This window comes from Rhodococcus sp. RDE2 (assembly GCF_020885655.1).
Lineage (GTDB): Bacteria > Actinomycetota > Actinomycetes > Mycobacteriales > Mycobacteriaceae > Rhodococcus > Rhodococcus pyridinivorans.
Genome location: NZ_AP025186.1, coordinates 4972680 through 4984789, shown reverse-complemented (window position 1 = coordinate 4984789; position 12110 = coordinate 4972680). Strand labels below are relative to the sequence as shown.

The 12110-nt window shown below is 62.2% G+C and carries 8 protein-coding genes; 3 read left to right on the top strand and 5 right to left on the bottom strand.

Annotated features, from left to right (window positions below; all coding sequences use genetic code 11):
* Positions 1–20: 20 nt before the first annotated feature.
* From LPH33_RS23155 to LPH33_RS23145, 3 genes are read right to left on the bottom strand one after another with little or no spacing between them, the layout of a single operon-like run.
* A complete protein-coding gene (locus LPH33_RS23155; RefSeq protein ID WP_039585265.1) occupies positions 21–1127 on the bottom strand; it encodes an acyl-CoA dehydrogenase family protein in 1107 nt (368 codons plus the stop codon).
* Positions 1120–2280 (bottom strand): acyl-CoA dehydrogenase family protein, encoded by a 1161-nt coding sequence (locus LPH33_RS23150; RefSeq protein WP_039957847.1) that lies wholly within the window; start codon positions 2278–2280, stop codon positions 1120–1122. The genes LPH33_RS23155 and LPH33_RS23150 overlap by 8 nt, the downstream gene beginning before the upstream one ends.
* A gap of 5 nt (positions 2281–2285) precedes the next feature.
* Positions 2286–3143, bottom strand: a complete 858-nt coding sequence (locus LPH33_RS23145) for an enoyl-CoA hydratase-related protein (protein ID WP_229566252.1) — start codon at positions 3141–3143, stop codon at positions 2286–2288.
* A gap of 1359 nt (positions 3144–4502) precedes the next feature.
* Between LPH33_RS23145 and LPH33_RS23140 the strand changes: the two genes are divergently transcribed.
* Positions 4503–6146, top strand: a complete 1644-nt coding sequence (locus tag LPH33_RS23140; RefSeq protein WP_060655108.1) for a flavin-containing monooxygenase — start codon at positions 4503–4505, stop codon at positions 6144–6146.
* A 430-nt stretch (positions 6147–6576) separates the two neighbouring features.
* On the opposite strand, the gene LPH33_RS23135 is transcribed toward LPH33_RS23140, so the two are convergent.
* Together LPH33_RS23135 and LPH33_RS23130 are read right to left on the bottom strand one after the other, a co-directional pair.
* Positions 6577–7764 (bottom strand): TetR/AcrR family transcriptional regulator, encoded by a 1188-nt coding sequence (locus tag LPH33_RS23135; RefSeq protein ID WP_081314887.1) that lies wholly within the window; start codon positions 7762–7764, stop codon positions 6577–6579.
* 518 nt (positions 7765–8282) lie between these two features.
* Positions 8283–9197, bottom strand: coding sequence for a LysR family transcriptional regulator (locus LPH33_RS23130; protein ID WP_060655102.1), 915 nt, complete (start codon positions 9195–9197; stop codon positions 8283–8285).
* A gap of 114 nt (positions 9198–9311) precedes the next feature.
* Here LPH33_RS23130 and LPH33_RS23125 point away from each other — a divergent pair, with 114 nt between their 5' ends.
* Together LPH33_RS23125 and LPH33_RS23120 are read left to right on the top strand one after the other, a co-directional pair.
* The gene (locus tag LPH33_RS23125; protein ID WP_229566250.1) at positions 9312–10802 is read left to right on the top strand and encodes a CoA-acylating methylmalonate-semialdehyde dehydrogenase; all 1491 of its coding nucleotides are present in this window, start codon (positions 9312–9314) and stop codon (positions 10800–10802) included.
* 10 nt (positions 10803–10812) lie between these two features.
* Positions 10813–11973, top strand: coding sequence for an iron-containing alcohol dehydrogenase (locus LPH33_RS23120; protein ID WP_006550544.1), 1161 nt, complete (start codon positions 10813–10815; stop codon positions 11971–11973).
* The last annotated feature ends 137 nt before the right edge of the window (positions 11974–12110 follow it).

Genomic DNA, 12110 nt, shown 5'->3' with positions numbered 1-12110 from the left:
ATTTCCACCTCGTGGGATCATCAGACCGCCTTCGCCGTGCTCGCGTGTTCTGTGGTCTGCGCCAATGCTGCCGCACCGACCATCTCTTCCAATGCCCGGGTATCGCCGTACCAGGGCCGTAGGGCGAGCGCTCGCTTGTAGAACCAGTGCAGATCGACCTCGGCGGTGAATCCGATTCCACCGTGCACCTGGATCGCGTCCTGGCAGACCTCGACGGCCACCTTGGAAGCGTGCGCCTTCAGCACAGCTGCGTCGACCGCTGTCGGCGCCTCGCTGTTCACCAAGTCCGCGAGTACGGAATCGCAGAGATTCCGGACCGAGGCGGCATGTACATGCATATCGGCGATGATGTGCTTGATCGCCTGGTAAGACCCGATCGGGCGACCGAATTGCTCACGCTCCTTCGCATAATCGATCGTGGTGCGTAAGCAATGGGCGGCGATTCCACTCAACTCACATGCGACGAGCGTTCTGACCCACGAACGGATCTCTTCGATCAGCCTCGGCGCTGCAGACGGATCAGCGAGCGGCGTGCCGGCGACGTCGTCCAGACCAACCGAGGCGAAAGACGAGAGCGGATCTGCGTTGGCATCGGCCTGGATCATCTCGAGGCCTCCCGCATGGGGATCGACGAGCCATAACTGCTGATCATCCGAAACGACGACCAGCTGCGTCGCATCACCACCGAACCGAACGAGGTGACAGCGTCCGAAGAGTCTGCCGTTGCGGACGGTGATCGATCCGCCGTCCCAGTCTCCGGTGGCGTGCGGATCGACGAGGGCCAACTGTCCGTCACCGCTCATCGCTGCCTTGAACGCTGCGCGGGCGGTCTCCGGTGCATCAGCGGCCAGAACAGCCGGAAGTAGCGAGTTCTCCAGCAATGGCCCCGGTACCAGGTACCTGCCGTACAGGGTGAACAACGGTCCGAGCGACGCCATCGGAAGCCCCAGCCCGCCAAACACCTCGGGTACAGAGGTAGCGAACACTCCCATCTCGCCGAGAACACCACCGAGCTCGGTGACCCTCCTCTCCGAGAGCACTGCGCGTCGGGTGGCGGAATCGTAACTGCGTGCGAGGAAGTCTTCCAGGCTGTTGGCCAGTTCTGCAGTAGTGGTGTCGTCAGCCACGAGGGAGTCCTAGCAGTCGTTCCGAGATGATATTTCGCTGAATCTGAGAGGTGCCGCCATAGATGGAGGTCGCCCGCGAATAGAGGTGGTCATGTGCCCACCGATCTGATGCCAGCCCCAACGGCCGACTTTCCTCGACGGCCCGGTATGGACCGAGAAGCTCGGCGATCTCCCCGAAAACTATCTGCTCGACCTCGTTGAGCAGAAGCTTATCGACGGAATCCTCCGGAGTCGGGACCTGTCCCGCAGCGAGTCGCGCGACCGTTTTCTGCGTTTGCGCGCTCAGGACTTTCAATGCAACGTGCGCCTTGCCGATCGCTATGCGTACACGGCGTCCGAGCCCGGTTTCCGGCGCGGGAAGCCCATGATCTCGAAGCGCAGCGACGGCGTCTTCGAACGCGACTTCGTAATCGACTCGCCGGCGCAACGTGTAGGCAGCACGCTCGATACCGAGAGTGTGCGTCGCAACAGCCCAACCGCCGTTGAGCTCTCCGACAAGATTCCGCCGCGGAACGCGCACTTCGTCGAAGAAGACCTCACAGAATTCGCGGTCGCCCGTCATCTGCTCAAGGGGCTTCGGCGTGATTCCCGGCGTGGACATATCCACTAGCAGGTAGCTGATTCCGGCGTGCTTGTGTGCAGCAGGGTCAGTCCGAACGAGCAGCGCACACCATTGCGCCTTGTGCGCCCAGCTGGTCCATACTTTCTGTCCGGAGATCACGAACTCGTCACCGTCGAGCACGGCCCGGGTGCGCAGCGAGGCAAGGTCCGACCCGGCCTCGGGTTCGGAGAAGCCCTGGCACCAGATGTGCTCACCGGAGAGCAGCTTCGGTAGGAGTTCTTCTCTCTGCCACTGCTGGCCGAACTCGTCGATCGACGGTCCGACTACGTCGAGGCCGATCAGACCGATAGGCATCGGCGCCCGGGCATAAGCCAGCTCTTCAGCGAACGCCAGTTGGTGCAGATGGGACAACCCTTGGCCGCCGGCCTCCTTGCTCCAGCTGATGCCCAGCCCTCCGGCTTCGAACAGCGCTCGCTGCCAGTCGCGCAGAACATCGAATCGCTCGTCGAGATCGAGGGGAACGGTGGGAATGTCCGCGTCGGCCAACCACGCGCGGACCCCGGACCGATATTCGGCCAGATCCGTCGTCATCGTGGTCACCTGCCCGTGTAGTGGGGAGTACGACGTTCGAGGAAGGCGTTGACTGCTTCCTTGGAGTCCTCGTAACCGGACAGTTCACCGGTGAGCGACTGCTCGTACTCGTAACCGGACTCGAGGTCCATGTACTCGATGGTGTTCATACTCAGCTTCGCGAAGCGCAACGCGGCCGGGCTGTGTCGAGCAAGTGAATCGGCGAGTGCCTGGGCGCGAGTCATCAGCTCGTCGTTCGGCACGACCTCGACGATCCCACCGAACTTGTAAATGTCTGCGGCCGGCACCATGTCACCACTCAGATGCATCAAGCGGACCATGCCTTGTGGGACGAGACGCGAGAGATGCTTGGCGCCACCCATAACCCCCACGTTCACTTCCGGCAATGAAAATCGCGCGTTCTCCGCAGCCACGACCAGGTCACACGAGGCTGCAATACACAGGCCCGTACCGACCGCCGCACCCTGCACCGCTGCCACCGTCGGCTTCGCACTGTCCCGGATCGAGAAGAAGGCCTCGCGTACCTGCTTCATGCGTGCGGGCGAGTTCTCCGGCGACAGGGTCTTGAATTCTTCCAGGTCGTTGCCACCGCAGAAATGCTTGCCGCGGCCTGCGACGACGACGACACGCGCGTCGGGAAGGTACTTGTCGACATTATCGAAGAACTGCTTCAGTTCGACGTACATGTCCTGGCTGACCGCGTTGGCCGGCGGGCGATTGAGCCAGACCGTCGCAGTCGGGCCGGACTCCTCGAACTCGATAAACTCGAACGTTTCCATGCTGGTCCATCCTGTTCTGAACACCGTGAGCAAGCCCCGAGCTGCCGACATGAAGTCTATGAACGCTAATCTCGAACAGGTCACTTGCTCTCGTGAGATGAGAGCACACTATGGACCTTATCGGTGATTTGTCAACGGGCACTAATCTCTCGCCCCGAGCCGGAGCGCAGATGCCGCCGACATCTCCGCACACCTAGCTCCGGATCGGAATGCCTGTTTGCCCAGAATCTTTCGCCTATGGGCCGCAATATCCACGTCGGACACGCAGCGCACCAGAGCAGGCCGCGCAGTGACACATGCAGCCATCGGTCGGGTCGCCCCTTCCTCACCGGACCGCCCCGACCCCCCACCACAACCCCCCACACAGCGTTACCCACGTCACAGTGCGATGTCAAGGGCTACTAACTACAAGCCCTCGCGCGGCACTACACAATGGATCCCCCCATGTCGACGCAGACACCCAAAGCGACCCGCAAAGGACCAGTGGCACCCGATAATCGTCGAGAACCTGCCCCCGCCAGCAGCGATTCGCAAACCAACTCCGTCCCACCAGTGACAACAAGTCACCGAAGGCTGAGAAGATCTCCCGATCCGAACCCCTCACCTCGGCCCGAGAAGTGCACCGCTCGCCGGTCACGCAACGGCACACGTTCGGCATCGAAGAGGCGTGTCCCGCGACCGACGCCAGCGGTCCTCACTCGCAGCCTGCGACGATCCGTCTCGCTGCACACCTACGACCATCCTCGGCCCGTCGAAATCTCGGACACCTTGCAGAGAACCATGAATCACTCGTCGGACACGGCGAACCGATCAGCGTCCATGCCCTCCGAACGATATCTGGAGGTTGTGCAGAGCATCGACGAGGCCGACCGACGGAAGACCAACCATTGACGCATCGGCGATACGCGGCGGGCGCGAAGAAATCCGGGGCAGGCCGACGCATCCCATCCGGCACCATCACGGGTCGACTCGGCACAACCTACGCGGGTCACGCCTGGCGCAAGGCCTCTCACCGTCCCAGTGAACGCCGGTCGCCACCTCGGCATCTGCGAGTCGAGCATGAGCTCGATGAAGTTAGCGTCGGTTTCCATCAGCAAACGTCGTACCATCCGCACTCCGAGCCTGAGACCGTCGATTCCCCCACTCGACCTGACCAACACTTTTGTGGAACACCTCTTTTCATATCGGTCACATGTACGCGCTCGGTACGCCCGCGTACCAGATCATCGCGAACACGAATTAGTGATTCTTGACATATTCTGACGACGAGGGCACCATCGTCCCATTCGGAGAGTGTGCGTTAGCGCTCGATGACATTCGTGAACTCGGGGCATCGAAGGGTGCCCGCTGCGGCGTCCGACATCGACTTTGTCCAGACCAGCGATCGATCAAATGAATCGAACAGCCCGAGGCTTCAGATCCAAGGTGCGAAAGGAATACACAATGGTCTCCCTACTCGAGGACACTCGTCCCGTAACCGAGGAGCTCGACGTACTGGTAGTCGGCGGCGGGTTCGCCGGCGTCTACGCGCTCGAACGCCTGCGCGCGTTGGGGTTCACGGTGAAGCTGTACGAAGCAGGCTCCGAGGCCGGCGGTGTCTGGCACTGGAATCAGTACCCCGGCGCCCGGGTCGATACCGAGGCCACGGCGTACCAGTTTTCCGACGAGCGCATCTGGAAGGAGTGGGACTGGTCGGAGATGTTCCCCGGTCAGGAGGAACTGCAAGAGTACTTCCGCTTCGTGGTCGACAAGCTCGAACTCGGTCCGGAGATCAGCTACAGCACTCGCGTGGTCGCAGCCCGATTCGACACCAGTCACGATCAGTGGGTTGTCGAGTCCCGCAACGAGAATACCGGTGAAACCTTTCTGACCCGGGCACGGTTCTTCCTTCCGATGCTCGGTACGGGTTCCAAGAAGCTCATCCCGAACATCGCTGGGCGCGACACCTTCAAGGGCGACATCTTCCACACCGCCGAGTGGCCCAAGGGCTACGATATGCGGGGCAAGCGCGTCGCGGTGATCGGAACCGGCGCCAGCGGTGTACAGGTCATCCAATCGATCGCCCCGCAGGTGGAGTCGATGACGGTCTTCCAACGCACGCCGTCGATGACGCTACCGATGTATTCGGCCAAGCTCGATCGTGCCGCGAACGACGAGCTACGCAAGAGCTACCCGAAGTTCTTCGAGTTCCGCAACCAGACATTCGGTGGTCTCGCCTACGATCTGGTCTACAAACCGACAGCCGAGATGACCGACGAGGAGTTCACCGAAGGACTCGAGAAGCTGTACGCCGAAGGAGGCCTGCAGATCTGGCTGGGCGGTTACGCCGATCTGTTCTTCGACGTCGAGGTCAGTAACCGAATCTACCGTTTCTGGCGCGACAAAACCCGCGGCCGGATCAAGGATCCCGTCCTCGCCGAGAAGTTGGTTCCGACCGAGCCTCCGTATCCCTTCGGCTCCAAGCGATGCCCGCTGGAGTACACATACTACGAAGCCTTCAACCAAGACAACGTCGAGCTCGTGGACGTCAACGACAACCGCATCGATCACATCTACGAGAACGGCATCGTCACCGCTGATGGTGTCGAGCGCGAATTCGACGTCATCGTCCTGGCGACCGGGTTCGACTCGTTCACCGGTGGCCTCTGCGACATCGACATCGTCGGCACGAACGGTGAGACCTTCGGCGAGACCTACGCGAACGGTGTTCACACCTTCCTCGGCCGTGCCACCTCGGGTTTTCCGAACATCCTCTTCGTCTACGGACCGCAGAGCCCGTCGGCTTTCTGTAACGGACCGACCTGTGCAGAGCTCGAAGGAGACTGGGTGATCGACTGCCTGGTCAGTATGCGTGAGCGGGACCTGACCCGGATCGAAGCGACGCCGGAGGGCGAGAAGGAGTGGCAGCAGCACTTCGAGGAAGTCACCGCCGCCACGATCTTCCCGCTCGCGGACTCCTGGTACATGAATGCCAATGTGCCCGGTAAGAAGCGGGAACTGCTGGCCTATCCCGGTGGTCTGGCCCAGTACCTGAAGAAGAACCAGGAGTCGGCAGAAAACGGTTACGCCGGTTTCGTCCGCACCTGAACACAGTGATGTGATGGCACGGGCGCTCGGGTCGGACAACCCCAGCACCCGTGCCGTCACTGTTGAAGTAGATGGATGCGTTGCTCCACTGTGCGAGCTCGACGTTCGAGCCCGAGGTCACCGAATACTCGCTCATGGCGATAAACACTGCGCTCGAGCAGTTTTCGGAACCTCGGCAGGTCCTCCGAGCCGAACGACACAGTCGGGGCCTGGCCGGCATCCGACCGACGTCGACTACGCCCTCAGGTCCGAACACACCAATATGGACGACGTCGACGCCGATCTGTCACGTACGGCCCACCAGGCGGTCGTCTCCAACTCCGGTGCTCCGACCGGTCGAGAGCGGGAGAAGGGTCCGGTTCGAAAACAGACCTACAGATCGGAAGGCAGAGGCGTGCCTGACCCACGCGTCCCAGCACGCCGGTCGACATCAGTCTGCAAACAGGGCACGCACTACCCGATCGAGCTCGGATTCGAAGTCCGGGGAGCGGAGGAAATGGGGAATCCGCACCAAGTCGTGCACCACGGTGACCGCGATGCTCACGAGCGACTGCGCGGCCGCCGGGTCGACATCCGGCCGGACCGAGGAGTACCACCGGCGCAGCTCGGAGACAAAATCGTCATTGATCCGCTCGAAGCGCTCACGATCCTCGTCTGGAAGGTAGTGCCCTTCGGTCAGTGCCACGGCGAGGAGATCCACGGCCTCGATTCCGAGACGCACGTACCCGGAAATCAACGCGGACAACACTTCGGCCGGATCAATGGAGGTGCGCAGCGCTCGAACGACCTCCAATGCTCGCCACTCGGCGAATCGCTCCATCAATGCGACGAGGATGCTCGATTTGGTCTTGAAATACCGGTAGATCGCCGGACCGGCGAACCCGACATCCGCTCCGATATCGTCGATGCTGACGCCGGCATATCCACTGCGACGAAAGGCTGCCGCCGCGGCCGCAAGCAACTGTTCGCGCCGCGCCATCGGCACGTTCTCGACAGTCGGCGTCTCCCGGCGACGCACAGGTTCGACTGTCGGCGCAGCGATGATCCGTTCGCATGCCGTTGCCATCACGGTAGCGAGACGAGACCGCGAAAGCGCGCTGTCGTAGAACGCCGGGCTGGTCAAGACGCTGACAACCGCCCAACTGCGAACATCGGTTGCGAACGCGCCGAGGCCGGGGTGGCACGGACGGATCAGTCGACCGGCAACGTTGTCCGAGATCCACACTGCCCTGCTTCGTACGGTTCGGAAATCATCCTCGTCCAGATGGCGCGCTTCACGCTGCCACAGCACCGACAGCCGGCGACTTTCGATACCGACACGCGCCAGGTAGTCGAGATGCCGGGCCAGCTCCTCATCCGACTCGACCTCTGAGATCGAATCCAGAGCGTCGATCCAACGCTGTTGATCCTCATCGATGATGCGGGCGAGGAGTTCCTGCTTGTTCTTGTAGTGCCGATACACCGCACGCGCGGTGACTCCACTCGCCTCGGCGATATGGTCTACGCGAACGGCGTGAAAGCCCCTGAGTGCGAACAGCTCGCGTGCATTGTTCGCGATCTGCACATTGCGGTCTTTCGGCCGACGTGACGTCGGTGCGATTCGGGCTTCAGCCCCCATGGGTCTCTCCGTTCGTGACGGACTCAGCTCCGGACCTCGCCTCCGGTAGACACGTCGCGTCGCTGTTGAGCATGTCGGTCCAACTACGCCCCAGCCAGGGCGCTCCCCCGTCGGGTCGTGCGAGACTGCTACGTCGCTCCGGTTGAACGAGCACAGACTTCCTCCAATCTTCCGGAGACACTTCGCAGCCACACACCGACCACGACAAGTTGTTACCTCAGGTTACCTAATTTGCGTCTGCGACCCGACATGAACCACCCGCAAGCACAGATCATGCAGGTTGTTTATCTCAGATGAGAGGTCAAACCGCCATCTGGTGACGATCACTGACAGTTATGGACCATTGACTTACCATCCTGCCGATCGGTAGGATCGGCCGAATGGACGTCCGAAGACCGAAGGCTGAAAAGTGAAGAGCTGCCCGGTATTCCCACACCGTCCTGGTCCGTCCGTTCCCAAGACAGACAAGATGCCGGAGGCGTCCTTCCACCGCCACAGCCATCCGAGCGGCACGCGAATCAGCGTGAATCACCGCCCTGATCCGGCGCCCTCAGATCCGGATTCTCGCTGACGATGTCGAGAAGAATCTCGATGACGGCCTGCACCCGTGCCAGGCGAGCCAGTTCTCGCGGAACAACCAACCAATAGGTTCTCTCGGCCACGAACTTGTCCGGGAGTACGGGCACGAGATCGGGGTCGGCATTACCGATGTAGGTCGGGAGCGGTGCGATACCCACTCCGTACCTGACCGCCTGATAGTGGCCGGTGATGTTGTTCGTCTGGACTTGCGCGCGATCTTCGGGCAGGAGACGCTCGAGTCGACGTAGCGGCTCGACGTCCAAGATGGCGTTCACGTACCACACCAACGTGTGGTCCTCGAGGTCGTCGAGGGACTCGATGGCACTGTGCGAGTCGAGGTAGCGACGTGATGCATAAAGACGCAGGTCGTAGTTGGCCAGCTTGCTGACGGACACCGATCGTGGTGACGGCCGTTCGAGAGTGACTGCGAGGTCGAAGTCGCGACCGGTCACCAGATCGTGCGTGGTCGACGTACGCAGCTCGGTGAACAGGTCAGGGTGTCTGTCGCGCACCATGCCCAGTCCCGGAACCAACACATAGGCGCCGAAGCCGTCCGGGGTGAGAATCCGGACAGTGCCGTGAAGACTGCCGGATCCAGCGGACGATGTCGCGTCGAGTGCAGCCAACAGAGTCGATTCGACCGCTTCTGCGTACGGCACCAGACGCCGGCCGGCCTCGGTCAGTTGCCATCCCGACGATCCCCGGTCGAACAGTCGCGCTCCCATGTCTTTTTCGAGTCGGGTGATCCTGCGCGACACCGTGGTCTGATCGACGTCCAGCCGTTTGGCCGCGTCCGCGATCCGCCCGGTCCGTGACAACTCCAGCAGAAAACGCATGTTATCGGCGGTGAACATCCCACTCCCTCGCTGCTGCAAAGTTGCAGTTATCACTGCGAAGATACTCGTTGACCGCGGCACATCTGCACCGACAGACTCGAGAAAACCACAGAGTCGCAGGAGCACATAACCATGACCGTCATCCCACACTGGTTGGACAACAAGCCCTTCACCGGCACCAACGGCACATCGGCCCCGGTCACCAACCCCGCCACCGGCGCAGTGACTGCAGAAGTTGCACTTGCGAGCACAGACGACGCCCGCGCGGTGATCGAGGCAGCCGCGGCGGCGTTCCCCGCATGGCGAGATACCTCGATCGCCAAGCGCACACAGATTCTGTTCTCATTCCGTGAACTGCTCAACGCCCGCAAGCAGGAATTGGCTGCGATCATCACCTCCGAGCACGGCAAGGTGCTCTCCGACGCGCTCGGTGAGGTCTCCCGCGGCCAGGAGGTCGTCGAATTTGCCTGCGGCATCGCTCACTTTCTCAAGGGTGGGATGACCGAGAACGCGTCGACCAAGGTCGACATGGCGTCGATCCGCCAGCCCATCGGGCCGGTTGGCATCATCTCCCCGTTCAACTTTCCCGCCATGGTTCCGATGTGGTTCTTCCCCATCGCGATTGCCGCCGGGAACACCGTGGTCCTCAAGCCGTCGGAAAAGGTTCCCACGGCAGCGCTGTGGATCGCCGAACTGTGGTCCGAGGCGGGCCTACCCGCCGGCGTGTTCAACGTCCTGCAGGGTGACAAGACAGCCGTCGATGAACTACTCACCAATCCGGCGATCAAGGCCATCTCCTTCGTCGGGTCGACCCCCATCGCGAAGTACGTCTACGAAACCGCAACCGCCCACAGCAAGCGCGTCCAGGCACTCGGCGGCGCGAAGAACCACGCCGTTGTTCTGCCGGACGCCGACCTCGATCTGGCCGCCGACGCGATGGTGAACGCGGGCTTCGGCTCCGCCGGTGAGCGCTGCATGGCGATCTCCGCACTGGTCGCGGTCGGGGACATCGCCGATGAGCTGGTTGCAAAGATCAAGGATCGCACCCTGAGCCTGAAAACCGGCGACGGCACAAAGGACTCGGATATGGGTCCATTGGTGAGCAAAGCACATCGTGACAAAGTGTCTTCCTATATCGACGCCGGCGAAGCTGCCGGCGCCACCGTCGTAGTCGACGGCCGGGCCGTGCAGGCCGATGGCGGAAGCGACGGATTCTGGCTCGGACCGACCCTTCTGGATCACGTCACCACCGATATGAGCGTCTACACCGACGAGATCTTCGGCCCCGTCCTGTCCGTCGTACGGGTCGGGACCTATGACGAAGCCCTCGAATTGATCAACTCGAACCCCTACGGCAACGGCACCGCCATCTTCACCAACGACGGCGGCGCAGCCCGCCGCTTCCAGAACGAAGTCGAGGTCGGCATGGTCGGCGTCAACGTCCCCATCCCCGTCCCCACCGCGTACTACAGCTTCGGCGGCTGGAAGAACTCCCTCTTCGGTGACACACACGCCCACGGCACCGAAGGTGTGCACTTCTTCACCCGCGGCAAGGTCGTCACCACCCGCTGGCTCGACCCCAACCACGGCGGCATCAACCTCGGCTTCCCTCAGAACGACTAAGGACGGCACCATGAGTATCCAGATCGCCTTCCCACGGTTCCTGCGAATCGGCGGGGGCACCATCGACGACATCGGGGACGTGATCCGTCAACTCGGATTGCAGCGCCCGGTAGTGGTGACCGACAAGTTCCTCACCTCGACTGGCGCGTCCGAACGGATCTTGACCCTCCTGCGCGAAGCACGCATCACACCAGCCCTGTTCGACGACACCGTTCCCGACCCCACCACCGACTCCCTCGAAACAGGGCTCGCCCTGCTCGCCGATCACAACGCCGACTCGGTGATCGGCTTCGGTGGCGGCAGCCCGATGGATACTGCGAAGGCGCTGGCCGTCCTCGGGGTCCGCGGGGGCCGGATGCGGGACTACAAGGTCCCGCACGTCTACACCGGACCAGCGCTTCCCGTCGTCGCGATCCCGACCACCGCTGGCAGCGGCTCGGAGGCTACGCAGTTCACCATCATCAGTGACAGCGTCACGGACGAGAAGATGCTCTGTCCAGGCCTGTCCTTCCTGCCCATCGCAGCAATCGTGGACTTCGAACTGACAATGTCCATGCCCCCTCGCCTGACTGCCGATACAGGAGTCGATGCACTTACCCATGCGATCGAGGCGTATGTAAGCCGAAAAGCCAACCCTGTCTCCGACGGCCTCGCGCTCGCAGCCATGCGCACCATCGGCCAGAATCTGCGCACCGCGTATGAAGACGGTGAGAACAAGCAAGCGCGAGAAGCCATGATGCTCGCCGCCACCCAGGCCGGCATGGCGTTCTCGAACGCAAGCGTGGCCCTCGTTCACGGAATGAGCCGACCCATCGGCGCGCACTTCCATGTCGCGCACGGACTGTCCAACGCCATGCTGCTCCCGGCGATCACCGCATTCTCCGTCAAGGGCGCCGAGTCACGGTACGCGGACTGTGCCAGGGCCATCGGTGTGGCCACCGAAGCCACCGGTGACGGTATCGCCGCGCAGTCCCTCGTCGACTCCCTGGCCGAACTATGTCATGACCTGGCTGTTCCCACTCCCCGCGACCACGGCATCGACCGAACTCGCTGGAACGATCTGATCCCACTGATGGCGCAACAGGCGCTCGATTCGGGTTCGCCGGGCAACAACCCGGTTGTGCCCACTGTCGACGAAATCGCCGAACTGTACGTCGAGGTCTACGACTAGCGTGGATGCAATCCACACCCCGCGTCCTCCGACAAGTCAGAGGTGAGAGCTCGAGCGGCAGGACCCTTTCGGTCCTGCCACTCGGCCGCCCCATCGCCGGGGAGCTCGCACCCCGGCGATGTCACCGTCGTCAGGAA

Coding starts and splice junctions, on each gene's coding strand:
- LPH33_RS23150 (WP_039957847.1), bottom strand. CDS start 2,280: ATGACGACGGATCTGGCCGAATATCGGTCCGGGGTCCGCGCGTGGTTG.
- LPH33_RS23140 (WP_060655108.1), top strand. CDS start 4,503: ATGGTCTCCCTACTCGAGGACACTCGTCCCGTAACCGAGGAGCTCGAC.
- LPH33_RS23135 (WP_081314887.1), bottom strand. CDS start 7,764: ATGGGGGCTGAAGCCCGAATCGCACCGACGTCACGTCGGCCGAAAGAC.
- LPH33_RS23130 (WP_060655102.1), bottom strand. CDS start 9,197: ATGTTCACCGCCGATAACATGCGTTTTCTGCTGGAGTTGTCACGGACC.
- LPH33_RS23125 (WP_229566250.1), top strand. CDS start 9,312: ATGACCGTCATCCCACACTGGTTGGACAACAAGCCCTTCACCGGCACC.
- LPH33_RS23120 (WP_006550544.1), top strand. CDS start 10,813: ATGAGTATCCAGATCGCCTTCCCACGGTTCCTGCGAATCGGCGGGGGC.